Genomic DNA, 18,093 nt, shown 5'->3' on the forward strand with positions numbered 1-18,093 from the left:
ACCTGCGGTAGGGGGTCTCGACGAGCTCGACCGGCGTTAAGGGGCCTCGACAAGCTCGACCTGCGGTAGGGGTCAGGTGTTGCCTGCCGTCGCCGCGCCCGTCGTCGCCACCATGGTCGCGACCATCACCGCGTTGACCTCGTCGATCGCCCGCTTCACCGCGTCACCGGCCCACTGCGACTCCGAGATCTCCTTGGCTCGCCGCTTGAGCGTCCGCCGGTCCTGGTCGGGGAAGACCTTGCGGGTCAGGTCGGTCGCGTGCAGCAGCGAGACCAGGGCCGCCGTCGGCTCGTCCAGGTCCGCGGCCCCGGTCAGCGCCCCGAGCACCCGCTCCCGGACCGCGGCCTCCGGCGCCGGGTCGTGCGCCGGCCAGGTGGTGCTCGGGAACAGCCCGAGCACCTTGACCTGCTCCTCGCGGAGCACGCCCCGGGCCGCCAGCCCCTGCTGCAGCGCGTCGCGCAGCGTGCGGGCGAAGCTGCCCTGACCGATCTTCCGGATCGCGTCCTTGGGCCTCCGGCCCTCCAGCAGGTCCAGGATCTCGCGCTCCAGCGGGTCGGACGGCGTCGCCCGTCCCGTCGCGCGGAACCGGCCCTTCTGGCCGCCGTCGACGCCGTCGGACACGCCGAGCGCGCCCCGCAGCATGAGCCCGGCGACGGCGGCACCGGCGAGCGCGAACTGCAGGTGCTGCCCGCTGAGCAGGGGGCGTCCGGAGGCGTCGTCGAGCGCGAGGAGCAGGTACTCCTCGGCGAGGCTGAGTTCCATGGTGGTCTCCCGGTCGTCGCTGTCGTGGGCGGGCTGGGCCCTCGGGACCAGCAGACCACGGCAGGTCCGGCCGCGTGATCCGCCGCGGGGATGACGGCGGCCCACCGCCGGGCGGAGAAGCCTGCCGCCGGGCCGCGCGACCCCGCGGTTCAGGATTGGCCGGACTTGGGAGTTTCGTTCCCCTAACCGGGCGAAAGCGGCAGACTCGTTACCGGAATGTGACGTGTCCACCTGTCTGTCTGGTATTTGTGAGCGCTAACATTCCAACCGGGCACAAAGCCGCTAGCACTCGCACGATGCCGTGCGAGATCTCAAGGAGGAGACATGGCACGCACGACCCTGACCCGTACCGTTCTGGCCGCAGTGTCGGCAGCCTCGCTGTTCGCCCTCGGTGCGTGCAGCTCGGACGCCGGCAACGAGCCCGCGGGTGGTGGCGACACGGTTGCCGCTGACGACGGCGTCATCACGCTCGGTTTCTCCCAGGTGGGCGCGGAGTCCGGCTGGCGCGCCGCCAACACGAAGTCGATCCAGGACACGCTCACCGCGGAGAACGGCTTCGACCTCAAGTTCTCCGACGCGCAGCAGAAGCAGGAGAACCAGATCCAGGCCATCCGCTCGTACATCACGCAGGGCGTGGACGTCATCGCGTTCTCCCCGGTGGTCGAGACCGGCTGGGACGCCGTCCTCCAGGAGGCCAAGGCCGCGGGCATCCCCGTGATCCTCACGGACCGCGCCGTCGACTCCAGCGACGAGACCCTGTACGAGTCGTTCATCGGCTCGGACTTCGTGCTCGAGGGCGAGATGGCCGGCGAGTGGGTCGCCGAGCAGTACGACGGCGAGGGCTACAAGGCCGTCGAGCTGCAGGGCACCACCGGTGCCGCCCCGGCGATCGACCGCAAGGAGGGCTTCGCGTCGGCCATCGAGGGCACCGACATCGAGCTCATCGACAGCCAGACCGGCAACTTCACGCGCGCCGAGGGCAAGACGGTCATGGAGGGCTTCCTCAACGCCCACGACGACATCGACCTCGTGTTCGCGCACAACGACGACATGGGGCTCGGCGCCATCGAGGCCATCGAGGCGGCCGGCCTCACGCCGGGCGAGGACATCAAGATCGTCACGATCGACGCCGTCAAGGACGGCATGCAGGCGCTCGCCGACGGCAAGATCAATTACATCGTCGAGTGCAACCCGCTGCTCGGCCCGGACCTGGCGGACATCGCCAAGAAGGTCCTCGCCGGCGAGGAGGTCGAGAAGCGCATCGTCGTCAAGGACGAGGCGTTCGACCAGGCGGCGGCCAAGGAAGCGCTGCCCACCCGCGAGTACTGACCCCCGCCGCCGGCCGCTCGTGGTCGTGAGCCCGGTGCGCCGGGCGAGCCCCCCGCTGGTCGAGCTTGTCGAGACCCAGGGTCTCGACAAGCTCGACCAGCGGGCCTCGCCCGGCGCACGGGCTCGCCGCCCGGGGCCACGCACGTAAGAAGGTCGAGGATGACCCAGCAGACCACACCACCCGTCGTCGAGATGACCGGCATCAGCGTCGAGTTCCCGCCGGTCAAGGCCCTCGACGGCGTCGACTTCAGTCTCCGCCCCGGCGAGATCCACGCCCTCATGGGCGAGAACGGCGCGGGCAAGTCCACCCTGATCAAGGCCCTCACGGGCATCCACTCGCCGACGGCGGGGACCATCCGCGTGGACGGCGTCGAGCGCCGGTTCTCCGGCCCCGCCGACGCCCGGGCCCACGGCGTGAGCACCGTGTACCAGGAGGTCAACCTCTGCGAGAACCTCACGGTCGCGGAGAACATCATGCTCGGCGCCGAGCCGCGCGTGCTCGGTGGCCTGAACTGGCGGGCGATCGGTCGGCAGGCGGCCACGCACCTGGAACGAATGGGCCTGGACATCGACCCGGGCTCCTCGCTGGGGTCGCACTCGCTGGCGGTGCAGCAGCTCGTCGCGATCTGCCGGGCCACGGTGGGGGACTGCAAGGTGCTGATCCTCGACGAGCCCACCTCCAGCCTGGACACCGACGAGGTGGCCCATCTCTTCACCGTCATGCGCGCCCTGCGCGACGACGGCGTGGCGATCCTGTTCGTGAGCCACTTCCTGGACCAGGTCTACGAGGTCTCCGACCGCATGACGGTGCTGCGCAACGGCACCCTCGTGGGGGAGTTCGTGACCGCTGAGCTGCCGGCGTCCGAGCTGGTGCAGCACATGATCGGCCGGTCCATGGACGTGCTGGAGGCCGCCGAGGAGGTGCTGGAGCAGGCCGAGCGGCCGGCCGACGCGACCCCGCTGCTGCAGGTGGTGGGCCTGGGCCGCAAGGGCTCGGTGCAGCCGTTCGACCTCGACCTCTACGAGGGCGAGGTGGTCGGCCTGGCCGGGCTGCTCGGCTCGGGCCGCACGGAGCTGGCGCGCCTGCTCACGGGCGCCGACCGGGCCGACGCCGGGCAGGCCCGCGTGTCCGGCAAGCCGACGCGCCTGCGCAACCCGCGCGCGGCCATGCGCCACCGGATCGCGTACACGTCCGAGGACCGCAAGGGCGAGGGCGTCGTCGACGGCCTGACCGTGCGGGAGAACATCGTGCTCGCCCTCCAGGCCGAGCGCGGCTGGATGCGGCCGCTGCCCCGCAAGCAGGTGGACGAGCTGGTCGCGAAGTACATCCAGCAGCTCGGCATCCGGCCCGCCGACCCGGAGGCGCTGCTGCGCAACCTGTCCGGCGGCAACCAGCAGAAGGTGCTGCTCGCGCGGTGGCTCGCCACGGCCCCGAAGCTGCTCGTGCTCGACGAGCCGACGCGCGGCATCGACGTCGGCGCCAAGGCGGAGATCCAGAAGCTGGTGGCCGAGCTGGCCGCCGACGGCATGTCCGTCGTCTTCATCTCCGCCGAGCTGGAGGAGGTGCTGCGCATCTCGCACCGCATCGCGGTGCTGAGGGACCGCCGCAAGGTGGCGGAGATCGACGGCAACCGCGCGTCGATGGACCAGGTGGTCGAGCTCATCGCGGGAGGTGGGGCAGCGTGAGGGACGTACTGCGGCACCATCTGTTCTGGCCCGTGGCCGCGCTGGTCGCGCTGCTGGTCGCCAACACGGTGGCCCGGCCGAGCTTCCTGGCGGTCACCGTCCGGGACGGGCACCTGTTCGGCGCCCCGATCGACATCCTGCGCACGACGGCGCCCCTGCTGCTCGTCGCCCTGGGCATGACCCTGGTCATCGCGACGCGCGGCATCGACCTCTCGGTCGGCGCCGTGGTCGCGGTCTCGGGGGCGGTCGCGCTGTCGCACATCGCGTCGTCGCCGAACCCGGACTCGCCGGTCACCGTGCTCACCGCCATCGCCCTGGCCCTGGTGCTGTGCCTGCTGCTGGGCGTGTGGAACGGGTTCCTGGTCTCGGTGCTCGGCATCCAGCCGATCATCGCCACGCTCATCCTGATGACGGCGGGCCGCGGCGTCGCCATGCTCATCACCGGCGGCATGATCACCACCGTCAACAGCGCGCCGTTCAAGGTGCTGGGCTCCGGGTTCTGGCTCGGCCTGCCCACCGCCGCGGTCCTCGCGTTCGGCGTGTTCGCCGTGGTCGCGTTCGTGGTGCGGCGCACCGCGCTCGGCATGCTGCTGGAGGCCACGGGCATCAACCCGGCCGCGAGCCGGCTGTCCGGTGTGCGCTCCCGCACCCTGACCTGGACGGTGTACGCGGCGTCGGGCCTGTTCGCCGGCCTGGCCGGCCTGCTGATCAGCGCCGACACGATGGCGGCCGACGCCAACAACGCCGGCCTGTTCATCGAGCTCGACGCGATCCTCGCGGTGGTCATCGGCGGGACGGCGCTCTCGGGCGGCAAGTTCAACCTGTCGGGCACCCTGGTCGGCGCGCTGGTGATCGCAACCCTGGAGCGGACCGTCACCGTGCTCGGCATCTCGCCGCTGGTCACGCCCCTGTTCATGGCCCTGGTCGTCATCGCGGTGACCCTGCTCCAGTCGCCCCGGATGCGGGAGCGGCTCACGGCGGCCAGACGACGCCAGGTCATGGCGCCGGCCGAGCCGCCGTCCACCGCACGCCCCGACTCGACCCCCGACTCGACGGAGGTGAAGGCCTGATGGCGACGTCGGCCCCCGCGCCCGGCGCGGCCCCCACGGAACCCGTGGCCCCCAAGGCCCGCGCCCGGAAGCTCCCCGTCCGGCTGGACCGGCGATACCTGCCGGTGCTGGGCACGTTCGTGGTGCTCGCCCTCATGCTGATCGTGGGCGGCACCAGGTACGACAACTTCCTGACGCCCGCCGTGATCTCCAACCTGTTCATCAACAACGCGCACCTCATCGTGCTCGCGGTGGGGATGACGTTCGTGATCCTCACCGGCGGCATCGACCTGTCGGTCGGGTCGGTGCTGGCGCTGTCCACGGTGATCACCGCGGCCCTGCTCCAGGCCGGCCTGCCGGTAGCCGTGGTGCTGCCGCTCGCCGTGGGCGCCGGGACGGTGATCGGCCTGGCGCACGGCGTGATGATCCACTACTTCCAGGTGCAGCCGTTCGTCGCCACGCTCGCGGGCATGTTCTTCGCGCGCGGGCTGTGCTTCCTCATCGCGCCCGAGTCCATCGCGATCGACGACCCGTCGTTCGTGGCGCTCGCGAGCTGGGTGCAGATCTTCGGCGAGTGGCGCATGACCTCCAGCGTGCTCATCGCGCTGATCGTGGTGGGCCTCGGCTTCCTGGTGCTGCACTTCACGCGGTTCGGCCGCACCGTCTACGCGATCGGCGGCGGCGAGCAGTCCGCGCTGCTCATGGGCCTGCCCGTGGCCCGCACCAAGGTGCTCGCGTACGTCGTCAGCGGCACCTGCGCCGGGCTCGGCGGCCTGCTGTTCGCCATGTTCTCCCGGTCCGGCTACTCGCTGACCGGTGTGGCGATGGAGCTCGACGCCATCGCGGCCGTCGTCATCGGCGGCACGCTGCTCACGGGCGGTACGGGGTTCGTGCTCGGCTCCGTGCTGGGCGTGCTGGTGCTGGGCCTGATCCAGACCATCATCACGTTCGAGGGCACCCTCAGCTCCTGGTGGACCAAGATCGTCATCGGCGTGCTGCTGCTGATCTTCGTGGCCCTCCAGCGGGTGCTGAGCCTCCGCCGCACCTGACGAGGTACCCCGCCCCCGGCTCGGCGCACCCGCTGCGCCGAGCCAGGGGCGGGGGTCCGACCATCCGAAAGCCACAACGACGTGACGAGAGGAATTACAACGATGAAGAGAACGACGAGACGCAGGACCGCCCTGGTGGCGGCCGCCCTGAGCCTCGGGCTGGCCGCCCCCGCCGTGGCGGCGGCCACGACGCCCGCCGTCGTCCCGGCGGGACCGGCCGCCCAGACCGCCGACCCGTCGACAGGCTCAGGGCAGCGCGGCGACCATGCCGCCTACTTCTTCCCCTACTTCACCGGCGAGTCGACGGCCGACGGCGAGACCATCTCGTTCGCCGTCTCCGACGGTCCCGACCCGCTGGAGTGGACCACGCTGAACGGCGGCGAGCCGGTGCTCTCCTCCGACCTCGGGACCAAGGGGCTGCGCGACCCGTTCCTGATCCGCGGCGGGGACGGCACGTACTACCTGCTCGCCACCGACCTGCAGATCTACGGCGGCGGCAACTTCGGCGACGCCCAGGAGACCGGCAGCCGCTCCATCATGGTCTGGGAGTCCACCGACCTCGTGAACTGGGGCGAGCAGCGCGAGATCGAGCTCGCCCCCGAGAACGCCGGCAACCTGTGGGCGCCCGAGGCGTACTGGGACGAGGCGGCGGGCGAGTTCGTCGTCTACTGGGCCTCGGCGCTCTACCCCGACGACGTCCCGCCCGCCGAGCGCGACATCCGCGACTCCTACCAGCGCATGCTCTACGCGACCACCACCGACTTCGAGACCTTCTCGGAGCCGCAGCCGTGGATCGACGAGCCGCAGGGCGACGGCCTCGGCATGATCGACTCCACGGTCCAGCAGGAGGACGGCGTCTACTACCGCCTCACCAAGGACGAGTCGTACATGGGCATGCGGCAGGAGTCGTCCACCGACCTGCGCCGCACCCAGGGCGTGTCCGACGGCGACGGCTGGGACCTGATCAAGGAGCGCGTCGGGTTCGGGCAGCCCAACCCGTGGGGCGGCACGTTCACCGGGGGCGAGGGGCCCACGCTGTTCCCGTCGCTCACCGACGACCGCTGGTTCCTGCTCCAGGACCAGCCGAGCTACCACGACGGCCAGGGCTACATGCTCTTCGAGACCGACGACCTGAGCAGCGGCGAGTGGACGGCGAACCTCGACGCGATCCTGCCCGCCAGCCCCCGGCACGGCACCGTGCTGCCGATCACCGCCGAGGAGCGCGACCGCCTGCTGGCCGCGTACCCGCCCGCCGCGACCCCGGTCCAGGAGCACACGCTCGACGTCGACGCCGCGGCGGCCGGCACCGAGATGAGCGACGACCTGTACGGCGTCTTCTACGAGGACATCAACTACGCGGCCGACGGCGGCCTCTACGCCGAGCTGGTCCGCAACCGGTCCTTCGAGTTCGCCGCGACCGACAACGCGAGCTTCACGGGCATGACCGGCTGGGACGTGGTGCAGCGCGGGTCCGCGGGCACGGCCGTCGTGGAGTCCGAGCGCGGCGAGTGGCTCAACGACAGCAACCGCGCCTACCTGACCGTCGAGGCCGACGGGCCCGGCGTCGGCGTGCGGAACGCGAGCTACAACGAGGGCTTCGCGATCGAGAGGCGCAAGAAGTACGACTTCTCGGTGTTCGCCCGCGCCGAGCGCGGCCAGCGCCTCACCGTCAGCCTGGAGTCGCCCGACGGCGGGACCACCTACGCCTCGACGACCGTGACGGTCAACGGCTCTGACCGCTGGAAGAAGCACACGGCCACCCTCACCGCGAACCGCACCGTGAACGACGCCCGGCTCGTGGTCACCGGCGGCGCTCGCGGCACGCTGCGCCTCGACATGGTCTCGCTGTTCCCGCGCGACACCTGGGTGGGCCCGGTCAACGGGCGTTCGCCGCTGCGCGCGGACCTCGCCCAGAAGGTCGCAGAGCTGGAGCCGTCGTTCCTGCGGTTCCCCGGCGGCTGCGTCACCAACGTCGGCACCTTCGACACGTACCTGGAGTCCGACGGCGCCGACCGCCGTCGGACCTACCAGTGGAAGGAGACCATCGGGCCGGTCGAGGCGCGGCCCACGAACTGGAACTTCTGGGGCTACAACCAGACCTACGGCCTGGGCTACCTGGAGTACTTCGAGTTCGCGGAGGACCTGGGCGCCACGCCGCTGCCGGTGCTCTCGGTGGGCGCCAACGGCTGCGGCAGCAACATCCCCGAGATGACCGACGACGTCCGCATCGACCGCTGGGTGCAGGACACGGTGGACCTCATCGAGTTCGCCAACGGCTCCGTGCGCACCAAGTGGGGCAAGGTGCGCGCCGCGCTGGGCCACCCCAAGCCGTTCGGCGTGAGGTACATCGGGCTGGGCAACGAGGAGAACACGGACACCTTCCAGGCCAACTTCCCGCGGTTCCGGGACGCCGTCGAGGCGGCGCACCCGGAGGTCACCGTGATCTCGAACTCCGGCCCGGACGACGCCGGCGCCCGGTTCGACGAGCTGTGGGAGTTCAACCGCGAGCAGGGCGTCGCGATGGTCGACGAGCACTACTACAACGACCCGTCGTGGTTCCTGTCGAACACGGAGCGGTACGACTCCTACGACCGCGAGGGTCCGCACGTGTTCCTCGGCGAGTACGCCTCGCGGGGCAACGCGTGGTCCAACGCGCTGTCCGAGGCCGCGTACATGACCGGGATCGAGCGCAACGCCGACCTGGTCGAGCTCGCCTCGTACGCGCCGATGTTCGCCAACGAGGACTACGTCCAGTGGTCCCCGGACATGATGTGGTTCGACAACGACGAGTCCTGGGGCTCGACGTCGTACTGGACGCAGAAGATGTTCATGACGAACACCGGTGACCGGGTGGTCCCGTCGGTGCACGACGGCCCGGAGGAGACCCCCGCCGACATCTCGGGCGGCGTCTTCCTGTCCACGTGGAACACCCGGGCCGCGTACGACGACGTCGTGGTCACCGACAACGCGTCCGGCGACGTGCTGTTCTCGGACTCGTTCGACGACGCGTCCGGCTGGGACCCCCAGTCCGGCACGTGGGCCGTGGCGGACGGCGAGTACGTCCAGTCGGCCGGGAACGTCACCGACGCGCGCTCGATCATCACCGACGCCTACGCCAAGGACTGGGACAACTACACCCTGGAGCTGGACGCCCGGAAGCTGGGCGGCAGCGAGGCGTTCCTGATCGGCTTCGCGGCCGGCGGCCGGGACGACTTCTACTGGTGGAACCTCGGCGGGTGGAACAACACCCGGCAGGCGCTGCAGCGGGCCGACAACAGCTCGGCGAACGAGGTCGCGGCCGTGGAGGGGCACTCGATGGAGACGGGCCGGGACTACCACGTCAAGGTCGTGGTCTCCGGGCGCACCATCAAGCTCTACCTCGACGGCGAGCTGCAGATGACCTACACCGAGCCGACCACGGAGTCGCTGTACCAGGTGGTCACGCGCGACGAGCGGACCGGTGACCTGGTGCTCAAGGTGGTCAACCCCTACGAGTCGGTCGCGCGCACCGCGGTGTCGCTCGCCGGGGCGAAGGTGGACCCCCGGGCGTCCGTCACGGAGATGACCGGGGCGCCGTCGGCCCGGAACACCAAGACCCAGCCCGAACGGGTGGTGCCCGTCGAGAGCCGCACGCGGCTCGACGTGTCCCGCTCGGGCGGCGGCTCGGCGTTCACGTACGACTTCCCGGCCCACTCGATCACTTTCCTGAGGCTTCACGAGCGCTAGCAGTTTTCACGCCCACGGGACCACCGTCAGCCCGTACGGTGGTCCCGTGAGCAAGCTGCCCGAGGACGTCCGGGAACGCCCCATGCCTGACCCTTCAGAGCTGCGCCAGCTGGTCGCCGACCTGCGCCGCCTGGTCCTGACCTACAAGTTCGGGATCGACGAGGTCATGACCAAGATCTCGATCCTGCGGGACGAGTTCCGGCACATGCAGAACTACAACCCCGTGGAGCACGTGGGGTCGCGGCTCAAGTCCTTCGAGTCGATCGTCGCCAAGTGCCGGCGCAAGGGCATCCCGCTGACGCCGGACGGCGTGCGGGACCAGATGTTCGACATCGCCGGGGTGCGGATCACCTGCAGCTTCGTCAACGACATCTACCTGGTGCGCGACATGCTCCTGGCGCAGTCGGACCTGACGCTGCTGGAGGAGCGGGACTACATCAAGCACCCGAAGGCGACCGGGTACAAGTCGCTGCACCTCATCGTGCAGATCCCGGTCTACCTGTCCGACCGGGTGGAGAAGGTCATCGTCGAGATCCAGCTGCGGACCATCGCCATGGACTTCTGGGCGAGCCTCGAGCACAAGATCTACTACAAGTACGACGGCGACGTGCCCCGGCACCTCACCGACTCGCTCAAGCTCGCCGCCGACGTCGCGTGGTCGCTCGACACCTCGATGGAACGCATCCACGACGAGGTCAAGGCGATCTCGGGCGACGAGGAGCCGGTCGCGAGCCGGCACAACCTGCACACCCCGGAGGAGATGCTGCGCGACTTCTGGCGCGCGGCGGAGGCCGACGGCGGCTTCGGCTTCGACAGCGAGACCTGAGCCCCGCTGGTCGAGCTTGTCGAGACCGGTTGGTCGCCCCGTTGGTCGAGCTTGTCGAGACCTTCCCGGGTCTCGACAAGCTCGACCAGCGGTTGGGCTAGCGGGTCGCCAGCGCCCCCGACAGCGCTGTCCACGACTCCGGCGGCAGCGTCACCGTGGTGGTCGTCCCGTCGCCCGCCGTGACCCGGCCGGCGACGTCGAACGTGCCCCAGTGGGCCTGGGCCACCTTCTCTGCGTGCGCGGGACCGGCGACGGCGGCCTCGTGGTCGGCGGTCATCGACCAGCCCTCGGTGACGTCCAGCGCCGCACCCGGGTGCGCCAGCTCGACCTCGACCGGCTCGGGGGAGCGGTTGGTCAGGAACAGGGCCACGGCGCCGTCGGACAGCGTGGCCGCCGCCGTCACCGACGGCACCTCGCCGTGCGCCTTGGTGGTGATGCCCGGCGTCGTCACGCGCAGGTCGAGCGCGTCGCCCTGGGCGAGCCGCGCCGTCGTCGCGAACGGGTGGAACGTGGGCTGCCGCCAGGCCTCGCCGCCGGGCTCGGTCATGATCGGCGCGATCACGTTGACGAGCTGCGCGAGGCACGCGACCGGCACGCGGTCGGCGTGGTTCAGCAGCGTGACCAGCAGGTCGCCCACCACCACGGCGTCGAGCCCAGAGTAGACGTCCTCGATGATGCGCGGCGCGTCCCGCTGGATCGGCAGGTTCTCCTCGCCGGGGAACCGGGTGGTCAGGTACCAGACGTTCCACTCGTCGAAGCTCACGGTGATCTTCTTGTCCGAGCGGCGCTGCGCGCCCACGGCGTCGGCCGAGGCCACGACCCGCTCGATGAACCGGTCCATCGCGGTGCCCGAGCCGAGGAACGACGCGCGGTCGCCGTCGATCTCCTCGTAGTAGGCGTGCATCGAGATGTGGTCCACCAGGTCGTAGGTGTACTCCAGGACCGTGCGCTCCCACTCGCCGAACGTCTCCATCTGCATGGACGAGGAGCCGCACGCCACCAGCTCGATCGACGGGTCCACGAGCTTCATCGCGGCGCCCGCGTTCCGGGCGAGCCTGCCGTACTCGTGCGCGTCCTTGTGGCCGATCTGCCACGGGCCGTCCATCTCGTTGCCCAGGCACCAGAGCTTGACCCCGTAGGGCTTCTCGCGCCCGTTGGCGATGCGCAGGTCGGCCCAGCGGGTGCCGGCCTCGCCGTTGCAGTACTCCAGGAGGGCCACGGCCTCCTCCACGCCGCGCGTGCCGAGGTTGACCGCCATCATCGGCTGGATGCCCTCGCGCTCGGCCCACTGCAGGAACTCGTCGGTGCCCACCAGGTTGGGCTCGACGGTGCGCCAGGCCAGGTCGAGGAACGGCTTGCGCTGCTCCACCGGCCCGACGGCGTCCTCCCAGCGGTAGTTGGAGACGAAGTTGCCGCCGGGGTACCGGACGGTCGTGACGCCCAGCTCGCGGGTCAGGTCGGCGACGTCACGGCGGAACCCGTGCTCGTCCGACGTCGGATGGCCGGGCTCGTGGATGCCCGTGTAGACCGCGCGGCCCAGGTGCTCCACGAACGAGCCGAACAGGCGGCGGTCGACGGTGCCTACGGTGAAGTCGGGGTGCAGCAGGACGCGGGTGCGGGAGGTCGTCATTGTTCCTCGCTGGTCGGTCGGTGGTTCTACAACGTTGCACACTAGCGGATGGACGACGCGGTAGCGATGCCCGTCCTCTACCCTGTGGAAAAACTCGCCGACCGGAGGCTGGCAGCGTGGCCGTGACGATGCACGACGTGGCGCAACGCGCCGGCGTCTCGATCAAGACCGTGTCGAACGTGGTGAACGGCTACCCGTACATCCGCGCCGCCACGAAGGAGCGCGTCGAGGCGGCGATCGACGAGCTCGGCTACCGCGTCAACATGTCGGCCCGGAATCTCCGCACCCGCCGCACGGGCCTGATCACGCTCGCCGTCCCGGAGCTGTCGCTCCCGTACTTCGCGGAGCTCGCGGACGCCGTCATCTCCGCCGCCGACGCCGCCGGCTGGACGGTGCTCATCGAGCAGACCAGCGCGAGCCGCGAGCGGGAGACCGAGGTGCTCTCGGGACGGCGCCGCCACCTCACGGACGGGCTGATCTTCTCGCCGCTGGCGCTCGGCCCCGACGACATCGGCCTGTTCTCCGTGGACTTCCCGCTGGTCATCCTCGGCGAGCGCGTGTTCGGCGCGCCCGCCGACCACGTGACCATGAACAACGTGGCCGCGGCCAAGGCGGCCACCCTGCACCTGGCGTCGCTCGGCCGCCGCCGGATCGCCGTGATCGGCGCGCACGCGGGCGAGCAGGTCGGCTCGGCCGCCCTGCGCACCGAGGGCTACCGGGAGGGGCTCGCCGAGGCCGGGCTGCCGTTCGACCCGGAGCTGGTCGGCGAGGCCGGCCTGTGGCACCGCTCGACGGGCGCCGAGACGATGAGCCGCATGCTCGACGACGGCGTCGAGCTCGACGCCGTCTTCGCGCTCAACGACGCGCTGGCCCTCGGCGCGCTGCACGCCCTGCACGCCCACCGCATCGACGTGCCGGGCCAGGTGGCGCTCATCGGCTTCGACGACGTCGACGACGCGCGGTACTCGGTCCCCGCGCTCTCGTCCGTGGACCCCGGGCGCGACCAGATCGCGCACACCGCGGTGGAGCTGCTGCTGGAGCGCATCGCCGCGTCCGGCGACCCCGCGCCGTTCCGCAGGGTGGTGCCGGACTCGCGCATCGTTGGCCGCGAGTCCACGGGCGAGCCGGGCGACGTGGTCGGCGTCCAGCCGGGCGGCACCGAGCAGGTCGCCGTCGACATGACCTGGGCCTGACGAACCAGGGATCGGCGTATCGAACCTCTTGCCACGGCGGCATGGTTGCCGGTAGAACGGTGCCCGGCGTTCCTACAACGTTGAAAAGTGACCCGGCGACGACGCCGGGAGCGCCGTGGTCCCCGACCGCGGAGCACCGAATCAAGGAGGACTCGGATGCGTACTTCAGCCCGACGCCGAGGCGTGGCTGCCGCAGCCGCCGTGGCCGTCTCCGCCGTCGGCCTCACGGCCTGCTCCGGCGGAGGCGGGAGCGCCGCGGAGGCGACCTGCACCAACGAGATCAAGCAGCCGGACGCCGCCCAGGTGACGGTCTGGGCGTGGTACCCGTCGTTCGAGTCCGTGGTGGACAACTTCAACGAGACCCACACCGACCTGCAGGTCTGCTGGACCAACGCGGGCCAGGGCGCGGACGAGTACAACAAGTTCCAGACCGCGATCGAGGCCGGCACCGGAGCGCCCGACGTGATCATGCTCGAGGCCGAGGTGCTGCCCACCTTCACGATCCTCGAGTCGCTCGTGGACCTCTCCGAGTACGGCGCCGCAGAGCTGGAGGGTGACTACACGCCCGGCTCCTGGTCGGACGTCTCCAACGGCGACGCGGTCTACGCGATCCCCGTGGACGGCGGCCCCATGGGCATGCTCTACCGCGCCGACATCTTCGAGGAGTACGGCGTCGAGGTGCCGACCACCTGGGACGAGTTCGCGACCGCGGCCCAGGACCTGCGCGACGCGGGCTTCGAGGGGCACATCACCGACTTCCCGACCAACGGCAACGCGCTCAACTACGCGCTGTTCGCCCAGAACGGCTGGGAGCCGTTCCAGTACGACGCCGCGAAGCCGACCGAGGTGGGCATCACCGTCGACAGCCCGGAGGCCGAGGAGGTCCTGAGCTACTGGAAGGGCCTGATCGACGAGGACCTGGTGGCCACCGAGGACGCGTTCACGACCGACTACAACGCGGCGCTCGTGGACGGCACCTACGCCGTCTATCTCGCGGCCGCCTGGGGTCCGGGCTACCTCCAGGGACTCTCGGAGGCCGACGCCGACGCCGAGTGGCGCGCGGCTCCGCTGCCGCAGTGGGACCCCGAGAACCCCGTGCAGGTGAACTGGGGCGGCTCCACCTTCGCCGTCACCACGCAGTCCGAGCAGCCGGAGGCCGCGGCGACCGTGGCCAAGGAGCTGTTCGACACCGACGAGGCGTGGAAGCTCGGCGTCGAGGAGGCGGCCCTGTGGCCGCAGTGGAAGCCGATGCTCGAGTCGGACTGGTTCACGGGTCTCGAGGCACCGTTCTTCGGCGGCCAGAAGATCAACGAGGAGGTGTTCCTCGACGCGGCCAACGGGTACCAGGGCTTCTCGTTCAGCCCGTTCCAGGTCTACGCCTACGACCAGCAGACGCAGGCCCTGTACGACATGGTCCAGAACGGCACCGACGCCGCCACGGCGCTCGGCACCGTCCAGGACGGTCTGGTGCAGTACGCCACCGAGCAGGGCTTCACGGTCTCCGAATGAGCCTGAGCAAGAGCGCCGCCGCGCCCGCCGCGGCCCGCCCCACCAGCAAGATCGCCAGCCGGCGGCAGCGCTGGGGATACGTCTACGTGGCGCCGTTCGCCGCCGTGTTCACCGTGTTCCTGGTGCTGCCCCTGGGCTACGCGCTCTGGATGAGCCTGCACAACAAGGGCATCGCCACGGCCGGGCGCAGCGTGTTCGTGGGCGCCGACAACTACGTCAAGGCGTTCACGGACCCGGTGTTCCTGGAGGGCCTGTGGCGGGTGCTGCGGTTCGTGCTGGTCATGGTGCCGGTGCAGATCGTGGTCGCCCTCGTGGCGGCGCTCCTGCTCGACACGCTCGCCACGCGGCTCAGCCGGGCCACGCGCCTGCTGATCTTCGTGCCGTACGCGATCCCGGCGGTGATCGGGGCGCTCATGTGGGGCTTCCTGTACAGCCCCCGGTTCGGTCCGGCGCAGGACGTCTTCGGCCTGCTGGGCCTGACGGCGCCGAACTTCCTCAGCTCCGCCAACATCTTCGGGTCGCTGGTCAACATCGTGACCTGGCAGTGGGTGGGCTACTACATGATCATCATCTACGCCGCCCTGCGGTCGATCGACCCCTCGGTCTACGAGGCGGCGGTGCTCGACGGCGCGGACGGGCGACAGATCGCGCTGCGCATCAAGGTGCCGATGATCTCGTCGTCGATGGTGATGATCGTGGTCTTCGCGCTCATCGGCACCCTGCAGTTCTTCACGGAGCCACAGGTCCTGCGGTCGTCCGCGCAGGGCGCCATCCCGTCCGACTACACCCCGAACATGTACGCGTTCGCGACGGCGTTCAACTACAGCCAGTTCAACTACGCCTCGACGCTGGCGTTCGCCCTCGGGTTCCTGGTGTTCGTGGGCTCGTACGTGTTCCTGTTCCTGACGCGCAAGCAGAGCGGGCTCAAGTGATGGCGACCTCGACCCTTGCCTCCAAGGCCACCACCGACCGCACGGCGCGGGACACGTCCGGCCCCGTGGGCCAGGGCCGCCGCATCGGCTCGCACGTGGTGCTCGTCATCCTGGCGGTCTACTTCGTGGTGCCGCTGTGGTGGCTCGCGGTGGCGTCCACCAAGACCAACTCGGGCCTGTTCGCCGGGGACGCGCTCTGGTTCGGCTCCGACTTCGCCCTCTGGGACAATGTCACGGGGCTGTTCACCCACCAGGGCGGCATCTACTGGACGTGGTTCCGCAACTCGTTCGTGTACGCGGTCGCGGGTGGCGTGGGCGCCACGGTGCTCTCGGTGCTCGCCGGATACGGCCTGGCCAAGTACCGGTTCCGCGGGCGCTCCGTGTTCTTCGCGCTGCTCCTGGGCTCGGTCATGGTGCCGATGACGGCGCTGGTCATCCCCACCTTCGTGCTGCTCAGCGGCATGGGCCTGCTGAACACGATGTGGGCCGTCATCCTGCCGTCGCTGCTGAGCCCGGTCGGCGTCTACCTGGTGCGGGTCTACGCCCAGGACGCCGTCCCGGAGGAGGTGCTCGATGCCGGCCGGGTCGACGGAGCGGGTGAACTTCGTCTCTTCTTCCAGGTGGTCCTGCCGCTGCTGCGCCCGGCCATCGTGACCGTGCTGCTCCTCACCACCGTCGCCACGTGGAACAACTTCTTCCTGCCGCTGGCCGTGCTCCGCGACCCGAACCTGCTCCCCGTGACGGTCGGGATCTACAACTGGCAGGCCCTCTCGAACGCCGGCGCGGGCGGCGAACAGGTCTGGAACCTGATCGTCACGGGCTCGTTCCTGTCGGTGGTCCCGCTGGTCGCAGCGTTTCTCTCGTTGCAGAAGTACTGGCAGGGCGGCCTGTCGCTCGGCAGCGTCCGGTGAGGTCCGGCGCGCCCGGACCGGGCGCGCCGGATTCAAGAGTTGACTGTATCGATGCCGTAACCATCCAAGAAGTTCTCCTTACTTACCCGCGACCCCGGCTACGGTGATCCCCGTCACCGAACGATCGTGGCGGTTCTCAGCCGACACGGTTTTGACCAATGGGCTTGTGAGCGTTCACAATCTGTTGCGTTCACAAAGTGAAGTCGGCCGGGTTGCAGAGACGTTGCCCGGGCAACACTCGAAGAGGAGAAGTCATGGCAAGGAAGCTGTGGGCAACGCGCGGTCTGGCCGCGCTGGCAACGGGCGCGATGGCCGTCTCTCTCGCCGCGTGCGGCGGCAGCGGCGCCGGTGGTAGCGGCGCCGGTGGCGACGGTGCGGGCGACGGCGAGGCCGGCGGCCTCGTGGGCGTGGCGATGCCGACCCAGACGTACGAGCGCTGGATCGCCGACGGCGACGCCGTGAAGACGGGCCTCGAGGAGGCCGGCTACGACGTCGACCTGCAGTTCGCGGGCGACGACATCCCGACCCAGCAGCAGCAGATCGACGCGATGATCAACAAGGGCGCCGAGGCGCTCATCATCGCCTCGATCGACGGCACCGCGCTGGGCAGCCAGCTCGAGGCCGCCGCTGCCGCGGACATCCCGGTCATCTCCTACGACCGCCTCATCCGCGACTCGGAGAACGTCGACTTCTACGTCACGTTCGACAACTACGAGGTCGGCGTGCAGCAGGGCACCTCGCTGCTGACCGGCCTGGGCATCCTCGACGAGAACGGCGAGGAGGCCGCGGACGCGCCCGAGGGCCCGTTCAACGTGGAGCTGTTCGCCGGCTCGCCCGACGACAACAACGCCGGGTTCTTCTTCGACGGCGCGATGTCGGTGCTCCAGCCGTACCTCGACGACAAGACGCTCGTCGTGCCCTCGAAGCAGGTCGACTTCGACACCGTCGCCATCCAGCGCTGGGAGCAGGAGCGTGCGCAGAAGCGCATGGAGGACCTGCTGACCGCCACGTACACCAAGGGTGACGTGACCGTCGACGGCGTGCTGGCCCCGGCCGACGTCATCTCGCGCGGCATCATCACGGCCCTCGGCAACTCCGGCTACGGCGAGGACGACCTCGCGATGCCGATCGTCACCGGCCAGGACGCCGAGGCGTCGTCCGCCAAGCTGATCGTCGACGGCGACCAGTACTCGACGATCTTCAAGGACACGCGTCTGCTGGCCGAGCAGGCCGTCACCGCCGCCACGTCCTTCCTCGAGGGCAACGAGCCCGAGGCGAACGACACCGAGACCTACGACAACGGCGTGAAGGTCGTGCCGTCGTACCTGCTCCCGACGGTGATCGTCACCAAGGACAACCTGCAGGCCGAGCTGGTCGACTCCGGCTACCTCACCGAGGACGAGGTCGCCTCCGGTCAGGTCGACGAGTAGGTCTGACCTCCTCGCGAGACCGGCGCGACACCGCCACGGCCCCTGGGTCGGCCGGTCAGGA

Annotated in this window: 13 protein-coding genes; 11 read left to right on the forward strand and 2 right to left on the reverse strand. The window is 70.1% G+C overall.

Annotation, left to right across the window (positions count from 1 at the left end; translation table 11 throughout):
- Positions 1-72 precede the first annotated feature (72 nt).
- On the reverse strand, positions 73-762 hold the full coding sequence (locus tag H291_RS0115810; RefSeq protein WP_020015982.1) for a GOLPH3/VPS74 family protein: 690 nt from the start codon (positions 760-762) through the stop codon (positions 73-75).
- A gap of 324 nt (positions 763-1,086) precedes the next feature.
- On the opposite strand from H291_RS0115810, the gene H291_RS0115815 reads away from it, so the two are divergent.
- From H291_RS0115815 to H291_RS30395, 6 genes are all read left to right on the forward strand, one after another.
- Entirely contained in the window at positions 1,087-2,091 is a 1,005-nt protein-coding gene (locus tag H291_RS0115815) for an ABC transporter substrate-binding protein (RefSeq protein ID WP_020015983.1), read from the forward strand.
- 159 nt (positions 2,092-2,250) lie between these two features.
- Positions 2,251-3,777 carry a sugar ABC transporter ATP-binding protein gene (locus tag H291_RS0115820; RefSeq protein WP_020015984.1) on the forward strand — a complete coding sequence of 509 codons (1,527 nt, stop codon included), beginning with the start codon at positions 2,251-2,253 and terminating at the stop codon, positions 3,775-3,777.
- Positions 3,774-4,847: an ABC transporter permease gene (locus H291_RS30390; protein ID WP_051109506.1), complete on the forward strand. Its 1,074-nt coding sequence runs from the start codon at positions 3,774-3,776 to the stop codon at positions 4,845-4,847. Before H291_RS0115820 ends, H291_RS30390 begins: the two co-directional genes overlap by 4 nt.
- Positions 4,847-5,875, forward strand: coding sequence for a galactofuranose ABC transporter, permease protein YjfF (gene yjfF, locus H291_RS0115830; protein ID WP_020015986.1), 1,029 nt, complete (start codon positions 4,847-4,849; stop codon positions 5,873-5,875). Before H291_RS30390 ends, yjfF begins: the two co-directional genes overlap by 1 nt.
- Before the next feature lie 102 nt (positions 5,876-5,977).
- Positions 5,978-9,601: an alpha-L-arabinofuranosidase C-terminal domain-containing protein gene (locus tag H291_RS0115835; RefSeq protein WP_157237083.1), complete on the forward strand. Its 3,624-nt coding sequence runs from the start codon at positions 5,978-5,980 to the stop codon at positions 9,599-9,601.
- Positions 9,602-9,647: 46 nt separating this feature from the next.
- The gene (locus tag H291_RS30395; protein ID WP_020015988.1) at positions 9,648-10,427 is read left to right on the forward strand and encodes a GTP pyrophosphokinase; all 780 of its coding nucleotides are present in this window, start codon (positions 9,648-9,650) and stop codon (positions 10,425-10,427) included.
- A 97-nt stretch (positions 10,428-10,524) separates the two neighbouring features.
- On the opposite strand, the gene arfA is transcribed toward H291_RS30395, so the two are convergent.
- Positions 10,525-12,057, reverse strand: coding sequence for an arabinosylfuranosidase ArfA (gene arfA / locus H291_RS0115845; RefSeq protein ID WP_020015989.1), 1,533 nt, complete (start codon positions 12,055-12,057; stop codon positions 10,525-10,527).
- Between the two features lie 116 nt (positions 12,058-12,173).
- On the opposite strand from arfA, the gene H291_RS30400 reads away from it, so the two are divergent.
- The 5 genes from H291_RS30400 (at position 12,174) to chvE (ending at position 18,032) form a co-directional block, all read left to right on the forward strand.
- A complete protein-coding gene (locus H291_RS30400; protein WP_020015990.1) occupies positions 12,174-13,250 on the forward strand; it encodes a LacI family DNA-binding transcriptional regulator in 1,077 nt (358 codons plus the stop codon).
- A 156-nt stretch (positions 13,251-13,406) separates the two neighbouring features.
- Complete coding sequence (locus H291_RS0115855) at positions 13,407-14,759, forward strand: ABC transporter substrate-binding protein (RefSeq protein ID WP_026365813.1); 1,353 nt, start codon at positions 13,407-13,409, stop codon at positions 14,757-14,759.
- The gene (locus H291_RS0115860; protein ID WP_020015992.1) at positions 14,756-15,691 is read left to right on the forward strand and encodes a carbohydrate ABC transporter permease; all 936 of its coding nucleotides are present in this window, start codon (positions 14,756-14,758) and stop codon (positions 15,689-15,691) included. Before H291_RS0115855 ends, H291_RS0115860 begins: the two co-directional genes overlap by 4 nt.
- Positions 15,691-16,602 carry a carbohydrate ABC transporter permease gene (locus H291_RS0115865; protein WP_020015993.1) on the forward strand — a complete coding sequence of 304 codons (912 nt, stop codon included), beginning with the start codon at positions 15,691-15,693 and terminating at the stop codon, positions 16,600-16,602. The genes H291_RS0115860 and H291_RS0115865 overlap by 1 nt, the downstream gene beginning before the upstream one ends.
- A 254-nt stretch (positions 16,603-16,856) precedes the next feature.
- Entirely contained in the window at positions 16,857-18,032 is a 1,176-nt protein-coding gene (gene chvE, locus H291_RS0115870) for a multiple monosaccharide ABC transporter substrate-binding protein (RefSeq protein ID WP_026365814.1), read from the forward strand.
- Positions 18,033-18,093: the final 61 nt, after the last annotated feature.

Origin of the sequence: Promicromonospora sukumoe 327MFSha3.1 (assembly GCF_000385135.1) — a bacterium.
GTDB lineage: Bacteria > Actinomycetota > Actinomycetes > Actinomycetales > Cellulomonadaceae > Promicromonospora > Promicromonospora sukumoe_B.

Excerpts from the sequence above, each read along its gene's own strand:
- H291_RS0115810 (WP_020015982.1), bottom strand. The coding sequence starts at position 762 with ATGGAACTCAGCCTCGCCGAGGAGTACCTGCTCCTCGCGCTCGACGAC.
- H291_RS0115815 (WP_020015983.1), top strand. The coding sequence starts at position 1,087 with ATGGCACGCACGACCCTGACCCGTACCGTTCTGGCCGCAGTGTCGGCA.
- H291_RS0115820 (WP_020015984.1), top strand. The coding sequence starts at position 2,251 with ATGACCCAGCAGACCACACCACCCGTCGTCGAGATGACCGGCATCAGC.
- yjfF (WP_020015986.1), top strand. The coding sequence starts at position 4,847 with ATGGCGACGTCGGCCCCCGCGCCCGGCGCGGCCCCCACGGAACCCGTG.
- H291_RS0115835 (WP_157237083.1), top strand. The coding sequence starts at position 5,978 with ATGAAGAGAACGACGAGACGCAGGACCGCCCTGGTGGCGGCCGCCCTG.
- arfA (WP_020015989.1), bottom strand. The coding sequence starts at position 12,057 with ATGACGACCTCCCGCACCCGCGTCCTGCTGCACCCCGACTTCACCGTA.
- H291_RS0115855 (WP_026365813.1), top strand. The coding sequence starts at position 13,407 with ATGCGTACTTCAGCCCGACGCCGAGGCGTGGCTGCCGCAGCCGCCGTG.
- H291_RS0115860 (WP_020015992.1), top strand. The coding sequence starts at position 14,756 with ATGAGCCTGAGCAAGAGCGCCGCCGCGCCCGCCGCGGCCCGCCCCACC.
- H291_RS0115865 (WP_020015993.1), top strand. The coding sequence starts at position 15,691 with ATGGCGACCTCGACCCTTGCCTCCAAGGCCACCACCGACCGCACGGCG.
- chvE (WP_026365814.1), top strand. The coding sequence starts at position 16,857 with ATGGCAAGGAAGCTGTGGGCAACGCGCGGTCTGGCCGCGCTGGCAACG.